This window comes from Bacteroides timonensis (assembly GCF_000513195.1).
GTDB classification, from domain to species: domain Bacteria; phylum Bacteroidota; class Bacteroidia; order Bacteroidales; family Bacteroidaceae; genus Bacteroides; species Bacteroides timonensis.
On record NZ_CBVI010000031.1, the window covers coordinates 22,412 to 38,951 of the forward strand.

Sequence of the window (16,540 nt, forward strand, 5' to 3'; positions counted from 1 at the left end):
TTGGATATTTGAAGTTTGGAAAGGTTTTTTTAGACTTCGGTTCAGAAGTCGAGCAACAGTCGGACGTTAATCTGACGGGATGTCAGGTAATTGGGTACTGCAAACTGGTTATTTCGGGTATCTGTTACCCAATAATAGGAGTTGACATTGCTGATATTTAGCAAATTGAAAATATCAACCCCCAACCAAAGGCTGCGGATGCCGCGCTGATTTTCGCGTTCACTACGGTCGATGATACAGCGGGACATACCTATATCCACACGTCGGTAAGGGGATGTACGGAATACGGCAGCCTCGCGTCCGCTATGCGGGGGACCGAAGGGAAGACCTCCGGCAAGTGTACCTTTCAGGTTCATTTTCCACTTGCGGCTACCGGGAAAATAGTCCGTAAAATAGAGCGAAAGACGGTAGCGCTGGTCGGTGGGGCGGGGGAGCCATTGTCCGTTTATTTTCTCTTCGGTCTTCATCAGCGAGAAGCTCAGCCAGGAGTCTGTTCCGGGAACAAATTCACCGAACAGTTTCATGTCGATACCGGTGGCGTAACCTTTGGAAAGGTTGCGTCCGTAATAACTGATCCGTACATTATCTATATTGTAAGGGATGAGATTGCTCAACGCTTTGTAATACACTTCCATAGAGAAGCGGAACGGGCGGTCCATGGCACGGAAATTATAGTCGCCGCCTGCCACGAAGTGTAGGGAGCGCTGCGAACGGATGTCACGGTTCAGGGATACGGTAGCTATCCCGTCCACCTGGGTGGTATCCCGGAATTCTTTATAGAACGGTGCCTGGTAATAGACTCCGGCGGCTACTCTCAGGGTAAATTTCTCATTGAATGCCGGAATCAGTGCCAGGGAAGCACGTGGGCTGAAGATGAATTCTTTGTTCCAGTCCCAGTAACTGCCTCGTATGCCGGCGGTCAGGGTGAATAGTCCGGCGGTGGAGCGGAAGCGGTATGTATCTTGCAGGTAAAATCCGTATCGTTTGCTGTCCGTTTCGTTGCGTGAGCGGAGGGTGTAGAATAGTTCCGGCCCTTCGGAGGTCTGTGGCATGGAGTATCCGGCAGAGTCGCGCATTTCCCATTCGCGCATCCGGTCTTTGATGCGCTCCCGTTTGAACTCCGCACCCCATTGCAAGGAGTGGCTTTTCAGTAGGTGGCGGCCTGTGATGGAATAACTTTGTACTTCTGCGGTAAGGTAATTGCGGGCATGTTCCATGTAAGTTCCCACACCGATGGTTTCGGAAGTTTCCTCTTCGTTGGTAGTGCCGTCTACTTGTGTTCCGCTGTCCAGGGAGTTCAGCCAGTATTGTCCGGTGATGTCGTATGTCTCCTGTTCTTTCGTGTGGAAGGCGGAGGCTTGCAGGGTCAGGCTGTTCTGTTCGTTCAGCCGGTAGGTGGCATAAGCGGTTCCAAACAGGGTGCGGAATAAATCTTTCTCCTGTCCTTCAAAATAGACTTTAAACTCGCGTACATTGCTGAGAGTGCCGAAGCGGGTGTAGCGGTCTTCCGGCTGGAAGTTATAGCGGTTTTCTGAAATATTGCCGATGACGCCTACTTCCCAACGCTTCGAAGGTGTCCAGTTCAGATAGCTCTGATAGTCGATATAGCGCGGGTCGTACTCTCCTTTTGTATCCAGCGTACCCAGCAGATATTGATTGGTTTTATAACGGATGCCGTTTGTCCAGGTTAGCTTTTTGGTGGCGATTCCTACGTATGCCGAGGCTCCCAACAGGCTGACGGAGGCACTTCCTTCTAACCGTTCGGGTTTCTTGTAGGTGATGTCCAGCACGGATGACATCTTGTCCCCGTACTTGGCCTCATAGCCTCCCGTGGAGAAGCCGACGGATTGCACCATATCGGGATTGATGAAACTCAGCCCTTCCTGTTGCCCGGAACGGATCAGCAAGGGGCGGTATATTTCAATGCCGTTGACGTACACCATGTTCTCGTCGAAACTACCGCCGCGCACGTTGTATTGCGAACTGAGTTCGTTGTTGCTACTCACTCCGGCCTGTGTGGCTATCACGGCTTCTATGCTTCCGCCCGAAGCGTCAGGGGCCAGGCGGTTTTGTTTGGTTTCTATCTGTTGGATGGTTCCGGTTTGCCGGCGACGCTCTGTTACGCTCACTTCGCCCAATTCAAAATTCATCGGGGGCAAGGTTATGTTCAGACTGATATTCCCCTGTGGCCGTACTAACTTCCGTTTGCGGGTTTGGTATCCCAGCATGGAGAAGATAACTGTTACACTGTCCCGGCTTTCGAATTTCAGTGAATACCGTCCTTTCAGGTTGCTGACTGTGCCTATAGCCGTCCCTTCCAATCGTATTGTTGCCAATTCAATCGGATTGCCATTTTCATCCGTAACCGTTCCGCCTATCTTGACCGTTTTCTGGGCAAGGGCGGGAATGGAGAATAGGATTATAAGAGATGTCAGTAACCAAAAATGTCTCATACCTTTTCTATAACGGAGAAACTTCCCGAAACGTATATCAGGAGGTAAAAAAGAGCTTTTAACTTTGCTTCTTTATTTTTTATAGGTTAGTGTCACAAATGTTACAACTCCAATCCGTGCTTCGTTCTATCTTTGCAGAAAAAATAGATTATGGAACAATTACATGCTCATGAAGTCCTTCACATGATGGAAGGCAACAGTTACTCGGAATCATCATTGAAAGAAGCAATCATCCGGAAATTCGGCGAGCATCAACATTTCTATACTTGCTCGGCAGAAGATATGGATGCGGATGCGCTGATAGAGTTTCTGAAAGCGAAAAGCAAGTTTATGCCTGTTGCTGATGGATTTACGGTGGATATAACGAAGGTTTGCAACCATTGATGCTGATAACTTTAGTCCTATAGCGGTTTCTCGCTGTACCTTTCACAGTTCTGCATCCCTTTATTCATCAGTGTTAGCGGGTGGAAGCGTGCTTTTTAAGCTTCTTGGTTTATGGTAAGCCTATTTGGGGCAATGGATGGAGTTGTTGTATGTTGATGATTAGCAAAATATTACGTTGATTTGTATAGCAAAACAAATGTATGTCATATCCACATATTGCCTCTACGCTATCCCCGTTTTATACTCTTCCACCTGTTAAGGCCGATGAATAAAGGGGTATGAGTGTGTGGAAGGGTTATGTATACAACAAAAAATATTTGAATACACATCTACAATAAAACAATTCGTACCTTTGTAACCGAATGCAATATTGAAACTATGGGAATTGTAATAGGAATAGACGTTGGCGGAAGTACTACAAAAATTGTAGGAATCAACGGAGAACAGATACAGTCACCGATGTTTATCACTGCGACTGATCCGGTTACTTCTTTGTTCGGGGCTTTCGGGAAGTATATTTATGATAATGGTATTCAGCTTTCGGATATAGAGCAAGTGATGCTGACAGGTGTGGGTAGTGCATTTGTAGATAGTCCATTGTATGGTTTACCCACGGACAAAGTCGATGAGTTTATAGCCAATGGATTGGGGGCACGTCATGCCACGGATATTGATCAGCTGATTGTGGTAAGCATGGGAACGGGCACTTCTTTCGTAAGAATCAACGGAGAAAAGATAGAGCATATTGGTGGTATGGCAATTGGTGGAGGTACTTTGCAGGGACTTTCCCGCTTGTTGCTGAAGACGCATGATTTCAGGCAGATTGCAGCAATTGCCGAGAAAGGCGACGTTACTCGTGTAAACTTACAGATCGGAGATATTTGCAATCGTCCTTTGCCGGATCTTCCGGTGCATGCCACTGCTTCGCTGTTCGGAAAAGCGGATAGCAACGCTTCGCAGGAAGATATTGCAAAAGGGATTATTTATATGGTGCTGCAAACGATAGGTGGTGCAGCGGTGTTGTCTGCGCTGAATGGTCCTATCAAAGATTTTGTCTTGATTGGTAATCTTACTAAATTTCCGCAGTGCCATGAGGTTTTTCCGAATATGGAAAAGATATATGGGGTGCGCTTCCATATTCCACCCTATGCGGAATATAGAACGGCGATAGGGGCGGCGCTGGCGTATATCAGGAAGAACGCTTGATTATCCGGGTTCGTGCGTCTCCGTAGGGCCTTCATGTCATTTCCGTGCTATTTCCGTAATTCGTCCGTATCTGCTCCGTATCAACTCCGTGTCGGCTCCGTATCAGACCTCTTCTATAGGACACGGAGTAGGTACGGAGCAGATACGGTTCCGGTATAGTTTTGAAACATCGCATCTGATTACGTAAATAATAACCTTGTCACTGATTTCCGTGATAAATATTCTTCACTTGAGAAGAAATAAAACTTGAAGTGCTTTTTATTTTTAGAAAGTTCTTCCTAATAAAGAAAATTATTCTACATTTGCAGATGAAGTCAGGCCTGTTATAGCGATAAACGGCAAATATGACTTTATGTTTTAAGAAAAAACGCAAGAAGCGAAAAGTTATTGTCCCCTTCTCTCGAATCTGGAAAATTCAAATGCCGTGGGATGATAGCAACAGTTTCTTCACGTCTATGTTATATATATAGGCGTGAGGGCTGTTGTCTATTACGGCATTAGGCATTTTCCAGAGCCTGAGAGAAGAATAGACAATAACAGTCCTCACGCTTTCTTTATATAATAACCCCGTTGATAGAGGACAGACGGAAAAATAAAGAAAAACACGTATGACAAACAGTACTATTGCACGTTTGTTGCCGGTGGGATTACTATTGCTATTCCTGCTTGTTGTTCCGCACTCCGCTACGGCGCAAAACAAAATCCAAGTGACTTCTTTTCAGCGTATGGAGACAGACATTACAGCACGTATCACTGCTCCGCAGAGGGATCAGAACGGTGAAATCTGCGCTCTTATCCGTATTGTTACTACTGAAAAAGACTTTATGTTTGAACCGGATGCCCTTGGTATTGTGGCGCGAGAGAATAAGCCGGGAGAAATCTGGCTCTATGTTCCCCGCGGGGCACGGCGCATTTCTATCATGCACGAGAAGTATGGCGTACTCCGTAATTATTTCTATCCTGACCTGATTGAAAAGGCGACAGTCTATGAAATGGAACTTAGTGCGGGGGATGAGGCTAAAGAGATGGCTGTTGATACAAATATGCAACTTGTCGTTATGCGTCCCGAACCTGCCATTGCGGATATTTATATTGATGATGAAAAGATGCCGACGGAGAAAGGATTGTTTACTGCTACGATGAAGAAAGGGACGCATACTTATCGGGTGGAAGCCCCCATGTATGCTCCTGAAGCTGGAATTATTGATTTGGGTAGTGAACAAAAGATTATGAGTGTTGCTCTGAAACCTCGTTTTGGCTATCTGGAAGTTTTTTCTTTGCCGGAGCAGGATGCGAAAGTCTATATTGACAACGAACTTGCCGGAGAAACGCCTTATAAGAGTGACCGTATGCCATTGAAAGATTATCAGGTTCGTGTGGAGAAAGAGTTCTTTTTCCCTATGGATAGCACCATCGTTATCACTGCCGGAGAAACAAGTAGCCTTACCTTTAAGATGAAATCCACCATTAAACCCAAAGAACCTCGCCGTACATTAGTTATGCTTGAAGCCGGTTGGCATCCTTCGCAGACCTCTTTCGGGGCTATGGTGGGTTTTGTGGTTAAAAATGGTGCCTACGTTCGCTTCCGCAGTGACTTTGGTTCGGTTTCCGCCGATTTGGAGTGCGACGATACGGGAGCCCTGACCGGTGGAGGAAATGGTACCCCTTATTATAAAGAAGGCGTGACACAGAAAGCGCGTATGTCTGTTACCGCAGGATACATGCGCAGGATAGCCAAACCGCTTTATGCTTATATCGGTGCAGGTTATGGAAGCCGTACTCTGGCTTGGGAAACAGTTGAGGATGAATTGGTAAAGAATACCGATCATTCAGCCACCGGTGTAGCCGCAGAAATCGGTGCTATCGGGCGTTTCGGCAAATTTGCCGTTTCAGTGGGTTGTCAGACTGTGAACTTTAAATATATGGAATTAAGTGCCGGTATTGGTTTCTTCTTCTAAATTGATTATTTACCATTCATTGTTAAAGGTATGAAAAAACTACAATATTTATTATTATGCACTCTGTTGCTGTTGATGACAGCGTGCGAGAAAGATACGGAACCTTCAAATTTCGCCCCCGGCTTGAGTACGGGTGCGGTGTCGGATATTTATCGGGTAGGTGCTACACTTTCAGGTGGCGTGCAGAAGTCCGAAGGAACGTTGATAAAAGATTGCGGCATTCTTTATTCTGAATTACAAAGTATGGCAGAGTATACAGAGGTAAAGGTTGATATCGGAGAAGCGTCTTCTTTTAGTGTTCCTTTGCAAGGGTTGAGCCCGGGAAAGACGTATTACTACTGCGCGTATGCCAGTAGTGGTTACAGCATAGCGAAAGGTGAGGTGAAGAGTTTCGCTACTACTGAGAGTAATGCGCCGGTATTCGGTGATTTACAGGTTGGCGCTAAGAATGAAAAGAGTTTCACAGTGTCGGCCACGATTATTGACGAGGGTGGCAGTGACTTGATTCTTCGTGGATTCTGCTGGAAACCGGCGGATGGCAACAGTCCCACAGTGGAGGATAATGTGAGCAATGTGGCTCTGGATGCCGCAGCCTTTACTTCTAAAATCAATGACCTGACGCCGGGTAAAGAATATGTTGTATGTGCTTATGCTATCAACGCCAAGGGAGTAGGTTACGGAAAAAGTGTAACTGTTACAACTAACACTTCTACTGTGCCGGTGGTATCCAGCATCACACCGACAGATTCTACAGGTACCAGTGTACAGGTAGAGGCGCGTATATTGAGCCGGGGAGAGACAGCATTGACAGAAAAGGGGTTCTGTTGGAGTTCGGAAAGTGAGGTGCCCACTACTGCAAACTTGAAAAAGGTTGTTGAAGGAGAAAGTGATACATATAATGCGAACATTGATGAACTGAAACCTGCAACTGCTTATTATATCCGTGCTTATGCAGTGAACGGACAAGGAACGGGCTATGGGGATGTTTTCGTTTTTAGAACTCCTGCAAGTGTTATTCCAGAGCTGACCGGGACGGTAATGACAGAGGTTACGGCAACCACGGCCAAGGCTGCTTCTTCCGTAATTGTAAATAATGGTTATGAGGTAACAGAACGTGGCTTTTGTCTGAGTAAAGAGAAGATGCAGCCAGATGTAAATGATATTAAAATAAAGGTGAATGGCGTGGAAAATGCATTTGCTATCGTGTTTACACAGTTAGAACCTGAGACTACTTATTATGTCCGTTCATATGCGGCAAATATAAAAGGAATAGGATATGGTGAAGCTAATTTGTTTACTACTTTGAAGGAAATAAATGCACCGACAGTGGGCGTTACGACTGTTAGTAGTATTGGTGAAACATCCGCTTCCGCTTCCGCAGAGATTACTTCTACCGGTAATTTGGCGATTACTGAAAAGGGCTTTTATTACAGTAGTACCAATGCTGTTCCCACATCGGATGATACGAAAGTTGTTTCTGTTGCGTCCGGCACTACGATAACCTCCTCACTCAGCGGTCTGACGGCTAATACGAAATACTATATTCGTGCTTATGCGATAAACAGCAAGGGTGAGACTCTTGGAAGTGTTGCAACTTTTGCAACGAAAAGTGATGGAATTCCGAAAAAAGACGATATTGAATCTCCTGAATAAATAATGAATAGTTGAAATGATATATAAATGTGCTTATGAAAACATTCGTTAAATTGTGTATTTGCCTGGGTGGCTTTTTGATATTTGCTACTACGTTGAACGCTGAAAATGTTGTAATAAATGTAGTTGATGCTGGTAGTTTGTCCGAATTGATTGGAACAAGAAAAGATACTGTTACTCATCTGACACTTCAGGGAAAATTGAATGGGACAGATATTAAATGTATCCGCCAAATGAATAAACTCATTTGTTTGGATATGAGAGATGTTGATATTGTAGCCGGCGGAAAATCGTATGGATACGATACTCAAATGTGGTGTTATCGGGATATTTATGCTAATAATCATATTGACTACCTGATGTTTGATCAGAGCGGTATCCTTGTGACTGATGAATATAATCCTCAAGATACATGGACGGCGCCTATTCAGAAGATAATATTGCCTGAGAGTGCTACTTGTATAGATGATTATGCATTCCAGTCATGTATAACTCTAAAGGAACTGACTATATCAGATAAGGTAGAAGTTATTGGCTTTAATGCACTTGCTGGTTGCATCGCCTTAGAAACAATAAATCTTCCTGTTTCATTAAAAAAGCTGGAAGACGCAGTTTTCTATAACTGCCCATCACTTGGCGAGATAACAATTGCAAAAGATAATGATTATTATAGCTGTGTAGATGGTGTGCTTTTTACGAAAGAACTGAATAGACTTATCAAATACCCTTCTGCGAAGAAGAGTACTCATTATGCTATACCGGAGAATGTTACAGTCATAGCTAACTGTGCTTTTGATAAAGTCGCGGATTTAGTATCTGTTTCTTTTCCTGGCAAACTACATAAGATTGAAGCACGAGGTTTTTGTTATTCCGAAATTAGTTCTATTGATATTCCTGCTTCTGTTGATAGTTTATCCAATGCTTTCTACTATTGTAATAAATTATCTACGATAACAGTAGATCCTGCCTCTCCTTATTATAAAGCTGTTGATAACGTCTTGTTTACCCGAAATGGAAAAATTCTAGAGTTATATCCAAAAGAGAAGACAGGTGAAAGCTATTCAATACCAGTTGAAGTAGAACGTATAGTATCTTGGGGGCAGAATCCGTATATTGAAAAGGTGTTTTTGCCATCAAGTGTAAAAGAAATACAGAGTTGGGCTTTCTACAATTGTACTTCTCTGAAAATTGTGAATATTCCCAATGGAATGGGGACTATTGGAGAATATGCGTTTTGCAATTGTGTGAGTCTGATGGAGGTACATAATCAGAATATTATTCCTCAAGAAAGCTCTATTTATGCATTTGATAATACAGACTTGTCCCAGTGTACTCTATATGTTCCTAAAGGTACCATAGAAGATTATAAAAATGAATTTTTATGGGGGGAATTTGGTAATTATTTGGAAGAAAGTGTGCTGACAGTAAATAATAGAGGTCAAGCTTCCATATATCCATTAGAACCAGGAAGTATGTCTGAATGTATGAAACCTTATGTTACGGCAATAAAAGAATTAACTGTTAATGGAGCATTGAATCTTTCAGATATCCAATATTTGAAAGAAGTATGCCGAAGCTATTCATTGACATCGCTCTTTTTGGAACATGCCATTATCATCGGTGGTGATGATGGAGTTATAAGTGAAGGTCTGTTCTCTGGATTTGAGAAGCTGACTTATTTGTCGCTACCGCTCCATACGCATTTGATTGAACCAAATGCTTTTGCTAACTGTACTAATTTAGAAACATTGAGATGTTTGATTAATGTCCCTCCTATAGCATCAGCGAATGCATTTTCAGATGTTAATGCTTTATGTAAGTTGATAGTGCCTCAAAATGTAATGGGGAAATATGAAACAAGCATGGCGTGGGATTTCTTTGCTACACGTATTAAGGGTGGAGATTATATAGGTGATGAAGAGGGATATATATATTTAGAAGAGCCTGGTACTTTAAGGAATAAAGTTTTGGGAAAGGACGGCGCTTGGACAAAATTAACGATTAACGGTCCGCTTAACTCTACGGATATTGCTTATTTACGTAATATGTCTGCGCTAGTCTATCTAGATTTGAGCGATGCTGATATTGTGACTGGTGGGGAAGGGTATATGTGTGGTTTTGGACCACCTATTGAATATACTGTGACTACTACTGAAAACTCATTTCCGGAATGGGCGTGCTTATATTTGAATAATCTTAAAGAACTTAAGTTGCCTAAATCACTTCGTAAAATAGAAGCGTATTCCTTCTTGAATTATTCCAATGCTTTTCAAGTAGTCATTTATGAAAATGTACAGGAAATAGGCTCTGCTTGGGGAGATAATATAGGCAATATCTATTGTTATGCACAAACTCCACCAAAATTTGATTTGGACGGATATCTTGGCGAAAGAAAGATAGTATATGTACCTTATGGGTGTAAAGAAGCATATTCGACTGCACCTGGTTGGATCAATTTTGAAATAGTGGAAATGGGGTGTAGTTATGTAAATGTTCCCGGAACTTTGAAAGATGTTATTCAAACGTTGCCAACTCCCATTGAGAATCTATGCATATCCGGCAGTATTAATGGAACGGATATAAAAACGATACGTGAGATTAGTACATTACGGACTTTAAATCTAACTCATGCAACAATAGTACGAGGTGGTGAAGCTTATTATAAAGGACTTACTGTGAATGAGGATTATGCTATTCCGCATAGTATGTTATCCGAACTCTCTCAACTAAAAGAAGTCTTTTTGCCGGATAACAGTTGGGCGATCAGGGATTCTGCGTTCTATAATTGCAATCAGCTTGTTGTAATTCAGATGCCAAAAGAGCTTGCAGCTATTGGTAAATCTGCCGTAGCCAGTACGGCGATTGAAGAACTTGTTATTCCTCGATCTTTGACCCAAATAGGTGACAAGGCATTTGAAACGAACAAATCATTGTTGTCTATTATATGGATGAGCTTGACGGATATCCCGGCTGATGTTTTTTGTAATGGCGCAGGAGATAGTCAACCGAACTGTCTGTTGTATCTTTATGGGAATGTAGATGGTGATCAAGTGCATTGTACAAATATAATTCGGGATGGAATTATTGAACATTTGATATTGAAAGAAGGCGCTTATTACGCAGGGCTTGCTTTTAAAGCGAAGAAAGTGAGTTATAATCGCAATTTTTCCTTATCGACTGAGGTTGGAACTGCAGCTGGATGGACAACCATAGCTCTACCTTTTAATGTCCAGTATTACCAACATGAGGAAAAAGGCGGACTAGCACCATTTGGAAGTGAGGTAGAAGATACTAAACCTTTCTGGTTGAGGCAACTTACTAAAGATGGGTTTCAAGACGCATTATCTGTAAATGCTAATACTCCCTATATAATTGCTATGCCTAATAATGAAGATTATCATGGAGAATATAATATTGTGGGTTCGGTAACATTTGGGGCTGAAAATCCGGATGGGATAGATATTCCTCAAACTCCCTCCCTTCTAACGGAAACACATGGTAGGCTATATAAGTTGGTGCCTACGTTTAGAGAGGTATTGGCTAATGATTCTGTTTATGCATTGAATATCGCTGACTATAACAATAACCCGGCAGGAAGTGTTTTTGTTAAAAACTCAAGAATGATAACGCCTTTCGAGGCTTATGCTATCAGTAAAGAACCTGTTGCTCGTGCACCTTTGATGTATAGCATCGGCGGCGAAGGTGGTGAAATAACCGGTTTGGAAGAAATTATGAAGAAAGAAGACGAATCTCTGAAAGTCTACACGGTCGGCAATGTACTCTACATAGACAGTGCTCGTGACCGAAGTATCTCTATTTATGACGTAACAGGACGTACCGTTCGAGTGGTGGAGGTACTTGAAGGGAGCAATACGATTACTGACCTGTCAAGCGGATTCTATTTTCTGGAAGGAAAGAAGGTGGTTATAAAGTGACATCCGCTTTCCCTATTGTTTAGCTTGTTGGATAATAAGAGCGGTCTTAATTTATCCAATTCTTTGGATGAAATGAATCGCTTTTTATCCAATCGTTTGGACAAACGATACCTGAATTCTCCGTAAAAAAGCAATAAAGGGGGCTAAAACTTCATGTCCTCTTTCAAAAAAAGCACCTGAATACTTGACTTCTGCTTTTCAATGTCGTATATTTGTATTCGTAATCTTAACTCAGATTCAACTTTAAATTAGCATAAGAGGAGGGGCATTGCCTCTCCTCTATTTGTATCCTCCCTTTTCATATCATTTGAAATACCACACCTTAGCTTCCCGAATGCCACAGCTCAATAAGTGAAATGCCATAGCTCAGCAGGTGAAACATGTGGCATTTGGGGGATTGACATGTGGCATTTACTTCATTGACGTGTGGGATTTAGACCGTCTGTTTGTGGTAAACGCATCATCTGTTTGGGTGAAACGCACCATCTGTTTAGAGTAAACAGACCATCTATTTCAGAAGCATGCCAGTGATGCTATCGACTATTGCAAATAGCCAGAAGGAGTTAATAATATGTAAATCTGCTCTTGACAAGAATCCGTTTTGTTATTCACAAAGTTCTCTCTTCTCAATTATTGCTTTCAGATAAAATCCTTTGTTTTGTACACAGAACGTTTTTGCCTTGTTTTCGTTCTCTGTACAAAACAACTCAGTCGAAGTCCCCACTACTTTTATACGAGCCGGATGTAAAAATACCGAGAAATAACAGATGGAACTTTTTGCTCTTCAAGAAAATACTACTATCTTTGCGCCCGAATTTATGAGCTAATATAATGTCTCACTCAATTAATTATTAAACAACTTATTTTATTTAATGGAAAACTTAAAAAATGTAGCGCCTGTTGAAGACTTCAACTGGGATGCTTATGAAAATGGCGAAACCTTCGGTGGTGCCAGCCACGAAGAGTTGGAAAAAGCTTATGACAGTACGCTTAACAAAGTTAACGACCGTGAGGTAGTTGACGGAACTGTAATCGCGATGAACAAACGTGAAGTTGTTGTGAACATCGGTTACAAATCAGACGGTATCATTCCTTTGAATGAATTCCGCTACAATCCTGACTTGAAGATTGGTGATACTGTAGAAGTATACATCGAAAATCAGGAAGACAAAAAAGGACAGTTGGTTCTGTCTCACCGTAAAGCTCGCGCTACTCGCTCTTGGGATCGTGTGAACGCTGCTTTGGAAAACGAAGAAATTATCAAGGGTTACATCAAGTGCCGCACAAAGGGTGGTATGATCGTAGACGTATTCGGTATCGAAGCTTTCTTGCCGGGTTCTCAGATTGACGTGAAACCTATCCGCGACTACGATGTATTCGTTGGCAAAACTATGGAATTCAAGGTTGTTAAGATCAACCAGGAATTCAAGAACGTGGTTGTTTCTCACAAGGCTCTTATCGAAGCTGAACTGGAACAACAGAAGAAAGAAATTATCGGTAAGCTCGAAAAAGGACAAGTTCTTGAGGGTACCGTTAAGAATATCACATCTTATGGTGTATTCATCGACCTGGGTGGCGTAGACGGTTTGATTCACATCACCGACCTGTCTTGGGGCCGCGTTAGCGATCCGAAGGAAGTGGTTGAACTCGATCAGAAACTCAACGTTGTTATCCTTGATTTCGACGATGAGAAGAAGCGTATCGCTCTTGGTCTGAAGCAACTCACTCCGCATCCTTGGGATGCTCTTAACGCTGAACTGAAAGTAGGTGACAAGGTGAAGGGTAAAGTAGTCGTTATGGCTGACTACGGTGCATTCATCGAAATCGCTCCGGGCGTTGAAGGTTTGATCCACGTATCTGAAATGTCTTGGTCACAGCACTTGCGTTCTGCACAAGACTTCATGAAGGTAGGTGACGAAGTGGAAGCAGTAGTTCTGACTCTGGACCGCGAAGAACGTAAGATGTCTTTGGGTATCAAACAGCTGAAACAAGATCCGTGGGAAACTATCGAAGAGAAGTATCCTGTAGGTTCTAAGCACACTGCTAAAGTTCGTAACTTCACTAACTTCGGTGTATTCGTTGAAATCGAAGAAGGTGTTGACGGCTTGATCCACATCTCTGACCTGTCTTGGACTAAGAAAGTTAAACATCCGTCTGAATTCACTCAGATCGGTGCAGACATCGAAGTTCAGGTATTGGAAATCGATAAAGAAAACCGTCGCTTGAGCCTCGGCCACAAGCAACTCGAAGAAAATCCCTGGGATGTATTCGAGACAGTATTCACTGTAGGTTCTGTACACGAAGGTACTATCATCGAAATGTTGGATAAGGGTGCTGTTGTTGCTCTGCCTTATGGTGTAGAAGGTTTCGCTACTCCGAAACACCTCGTTAAGGAAGATGGCTCTCAGGCTCAGATGGACGAGAAACTGTCATTCAAGGTTATCGAGTTCAACAAAGATGCTAAACGTATCATCCTTTCTCACAGCCGTATCTTCGAAGATGCAGCAAAGGCAGAAGAAAGAGCTGAAAAGAAAGCTTCAAACAAGAAAGCAACTGGCAGCAAGAGAGAAGACGCTCCGTCTATCCAGAACCAGGCCGCTTCTACTACTTTGGGCGACATCGATGCTTTGGCTGCTTTGAAAGAGCAAATGGAAGCCGGAAAGAAGTAATCACTTCTATATATAAATAAGGTAAGGCGCTTGTGAACACAGGCGCCTTTCTTTTTTTCACCACAGAGGACACGGAGGTCACGGAGTATCTTTATCAGGAAGAAAAAACTCTGTGTTCTCGGTGTCCTCTGTGGTGAAATTCTGTATCTTTGCAACGTTATGGAGAAATTTGAACTACATATACTCGGCTGCGGTTCCGCACTGCCCACCACCCGCCACTTCGCCTCTTCACAAGTAGTGAATGTACGTGACAAACTTTATATGATAGATTGCGGTGAAGGATCGCAATTGCAATTCCGCAAGTCCCGACTGAAGTTTTCCCGTTTGAATCATATTTTTATTTCTCATCTGCATGGAGATCATTGTTTTGGTTTGCTGGGATTGATATCCACGCTCAATCTGCTGGGGCGCACGGCTGAGTTGCATATTCATTCGCCGAAAGGATTGGAAGCCTTGTTTGCTCCGATGCTAAGTTTCTTTTGCCGGCAAATGACGTATAAGGTTCTTTTTCATGAGTTTGAGACGAAAGAACCCGGAATGATCTATGAAGACCGTTCTCTGACAGTGACTACCATTCCATTGCGTCATCGTATGCCTTGTTGCGGCTTTCTGTTTGCAGAGAAGCAGCGGCCCAATCATATTATTCGGGAGATGGTCGACTTTTATGAAGTGCCGGTATATGAGTTGAATAGGATAAAGAATGGGGAAGACTATGTGACTCCGGAAGGCAAAATCATTTCCAATTCCTTACTGACACGTCCGTCTGATCCACCGCGTAGTTATGCCTACTGTTCGGACACCATCTATATGCCTGAGATTGCAGAACAGATAAAAGGAGTAGATTTGCTATTCCATGAGGCCACTTTTGCAAATGCAGACTTGCCTCGTGCCAAAGAAACTTTTCATACTACTGCTGCTCAGGCAGGAGAGATAGCCAAGGCGGCAGGAGTGAAGAAATTGGTGATCGGGCATTTTTCTGCCCGTTATGAGGATGAGAATATTTTGCTTAAAGAAGCTTCGGCTGTTTTCCCCGAGACGGTGCTGGCTAAGGAAACGCTGTGTTTGGAGGTATAATTTAGTGCTATGCACTAAATTAGTGACGGGCTACAAGTTACAAGTGCCTTTCGGTATGCTATTTATGGTTAAAACTATTTTAGTTCTCCTTCTCTTGTAAGGAAGGAAATAAAGTTATTTTCACACTGAAAAGTACTTGTTACTTGTAGCCCGTAGCTCGTAACTTAAATTAGCGGCTTTGCTGCTAATTTATCATTTAACCGTCTGTTTTTTGTTTTATCGAACCGAATGCCGTATATTTGTACGGAATAATCTGAAAACATAGGCTTATAGATGAGAAAGTTGCTCTACTGTTTTTTCTTTTTGTTGACTTTTTCGTCGCAGTCCGTGGCATGGGCGCAGGACGGTCGGAAGCAGGAAACGGCTCAGAAAGAGCAGCCGTCTTCTACTATTGTGCTGACTGTTTCGGCAGAAAACCGGGTACGTGTGCAGAATGCAGAACCTGGCTCCCAGATGGAAGTCTACAATATTGTAGGCGTGAAACTTACCACGATACGCATTGACTCTACGGATGTCACCGTTCAGGTGAATTTGCCTAAAGGTTATTACATCTTTAAGATTGGGAATGTCGTGCGGAAAGTGGTAATCAAATAAACGAAACGGAATAGATACTTATGAATCCTTCCTATAATGAACGCGAAGTGCTGGAGCTTCTACAAGATGAAAGTACACAAAAGCGAGGGTTTGAGTTGATTGTTGCGCAATATAGCGAACAATTATACTGGCAGATCCGTCGTATGGTGCTTTTGCATGAAGATGCCAATGACTTACTTCAGAACACGTTCATTAAGGCATGGACCAATATCGATTATTTCCGTGGGGATGCGAAGCTTTCTACCTGGCTCTATCGCATTGCTTTGAATGAATGTTTGACTTTCCTAAATAAACAACGCGCTGTAACTACTGTTTCTATCGATGATGAAGATGCTTCTGTACTTCAGAAGCTGGAAAGCGATCCCTATTTCTCCGGCGACCGGGCACAGAAGTCTCTACAGAAAGCATTGCTTACACTGCCGGAAAAGCAACGTATGGTATTTAACTTAAAGTATTACCAGGAAATGAAATACGAGGAGATGTCCGACATCTTCGGCACATCTGTCGGCGCTCTGAAAGCCTCTTATCATCATGCCGTGAAAAAAATCGAGAAGTTTTTGGAGGGAGAGGTTTAAACCTTTACCCCAAAACATAGTCTAACCTAACAGAGAGGA

General features: G+C 42.9%; 10 protein-coding genes. 9 read left to right on the forward strand and 1 reads right to left on the reverse strand.

Annotated elements, in window-relative coordinates; genetic code table 11:
• Positions 1–41 precede the first annotated feature (41 nt).
• Entirely contained in the window at positions 42–2,453 is a 2,412-nt protein-coding gene (locus BN161_RS07850; protein ID WP_044264673.1) for a TonB-dependent receptor, read from the reverse strand.
• A 150-nt stretch (positions 2,454–2,603) separates the two neighbouring features.
• Between BN161_RS07850 and BN161_RS07855 the strand changes: the two genes are divergently transcribed.
• The 9 genes from BN161_RS07855 to BN161_RS07895 all read left to right on the forward strand — a co-directional run bounded on the left by BN161_RS07855 (position 2,604) and on the right by BN161_RS07895 (position 16,501).
• Positions 2,604–2,837, forward strand: a complete 234-nt coding sequence (locus BN161_RS07855; protein ID WP_044264675.1) for a YecH family metal-binding protein — start codon at positions 2,604–2,606, stop codon at positions 2,835–2,837.
• A 378-nt stretch (positions 2,838–3,215) separates the two neighbouring features.
• Positions 3,216–4,043 carry a type II pantothenate kinase gene (gene coaW / locus BN161_RS07860; protein WP_044264678.1) on the forward strand — a complete coding sequence of 276 codons (828 nt, stop codon included), beginning with the start codon at positions 3,216–3,218 and terminating at the stop codon, positions 4,041–4,043.
• 608 nt (positions 4,044–4,651) lie between these two features.
• Positions 4,652–6,001, forward strand: coding sequence for a PEGA domain-containing protein (locus tag BN161_RS07865; RefSeq protein ID WP_044264680.1), 1,350 nt, complete (start codon positions 4,652–4,654; stop codon positions 5,999–6,001).
• 30 nt (positions 6,002–6,031) lie between these two features.
• The gene (locus BN161_RS28015; protein ID WP_125910775.1) at positions 6,032–7,654 is read left to right on the forward strand and encodes a fibronectin type III domain-containing protein; all 1,623 of its coding nucleotides are present in this window, start codon (positions 6,032–6,034) and stop codon (positions 7,652–7,654) included.
• 35 nt (positions 7,655–7,689) lie between these two features.
• A complete protein-coding gene (locus tag BN161_RS07875) occupies positions 7,690–11,589 on the forward strand; it encodes a leucine-rich repeat protein (RefSeq protein WP_044264682.1) in 3,900 nt (1,299 codons plus the stop codon).
• Between the two features lie 872 nt (positions 11,590–12,461).
• Positions 12,462–14,258, forward strand: a complete 1,797-nt coding sequence (rpsA, locus tag BN161_RS07880; protein ID WP_044264685.1) for a 30S ribosomal protein S1 — start codon at positions 12,462–12,464, stop codon at positions 14,256–14,258.
• Positions 14,259–14,417: 159 nt separating this feature from the next.
• Positions 14,418–15,332 carry a ribonuclease Z gene (locus tag BN161_RS07885; protein ID WP_044264688.1) on the forward strand — a complete coding sequence of 305 codons (915 nt, stop codon included), beginning with the start codon at positions 14,418–14,420 and terminating at the stop codon, positions 15,330–15,332.
• 273 nt (positions 15,333–15,605) lie between these two features.
• Positions 15,606–15,926 carry a T9SS type A sorting domain-containing protein gene (locus tag BN161_RS07890; RefSeq protein WP_007212918.1) on the forward strand — a complete coding sequence of 107 codons (321 nt, stop codon included), beginning with the start codon at positions 15,606–15,608 and terminating at the stop codon, positions 15,924–15,926.
• Between the two features lie 20 nt (positions 15,927–15,946).
• Positions 15,947–16,501: an RNA polymerase sigma factor gene (locus BN161_RS07895; RefSeq protein ID WP_007212919.1), complete on the forward strand. Its 555-nt coding sequence runs from the start codon at positions 15,947–15,949 to the stop codon at positions 16,499–16,501.
• The last annotated feature ends 39 nt before the right edge of the window (positions 16,502–16,540 follow it).

Excerpts from the sequence above, each read along its gene's own strand:
- BN161_RS07850 (WP_044264673.1), bottom strand. The coding sequence starts at position 2,453 with ATGAGACATTTTTGGTTACTGACATCTCTTATAATCCTATTCTCCATT.
- BN161_RS07855 (WP_044264675.1), top strand. The coding sequence starts at position 2,604 with ATGGAACAATTACATGCTCATGAAGTCCTTCACATGATGGAAGGCAAC.
- coaW (WP_044264678.1), top strand. The coding sequence starts at position 3,216 with ATGGGAATTGTAATAGGAATAGACGTTGGCGGAAGTACTACAAAAATT.
- BN161_RS07865 (WP_044264680.1), top strand. The coding sequence starts at position 4,652 with ATGACAAACAGTACTATTGCACGTTTGTTGCCGGTGGGATTACTATTG.
- BN161_RS28015 (WP_125910775.1), top strand. The coding sequence starts at position 6,032 with ATGAAAAAACTACAATATTTATTATTATGCACTCTGTTGCTGTTGATG.
- BN161_RS07875 (WP_044264682.1), top strand. The coding sequence starts at position 7,690 with ATGAAAACATTCGTTAAATTGTGTATTTGCCTGGGTGGCTTTTTGATA.
- rpsA (WP_044264685.1), top strand. The coding sequence starts at position 12,462 with ATGGAAAACTTAAAAAATGTAGCGCCTGTTGAAGACTTCAACTGGGAT.
- BN161_RS07885 (WP_044264688.1), top strand. The coding sequence starts at position 14,418 with ATGGAGAAATTTGAACTACATATACTCGGCTGCGGTTCCGCACTGCCC.
- BN161_RS07890 (WP_007212918.1), top strand. The coding sequence starts at position 15,606 with ATGAGAAAGTTGCTCTACTGTTTTTTCTTTTTGTTGACTTTTTCGTCG.
- BN161_RS07895 (WP_007212919.1), top strand. The coding sequence starts at position 15,947 with ATGAATCCTTCCTATAATGAACGCGAAGTGCTGGAGCTTCTACAAGAT.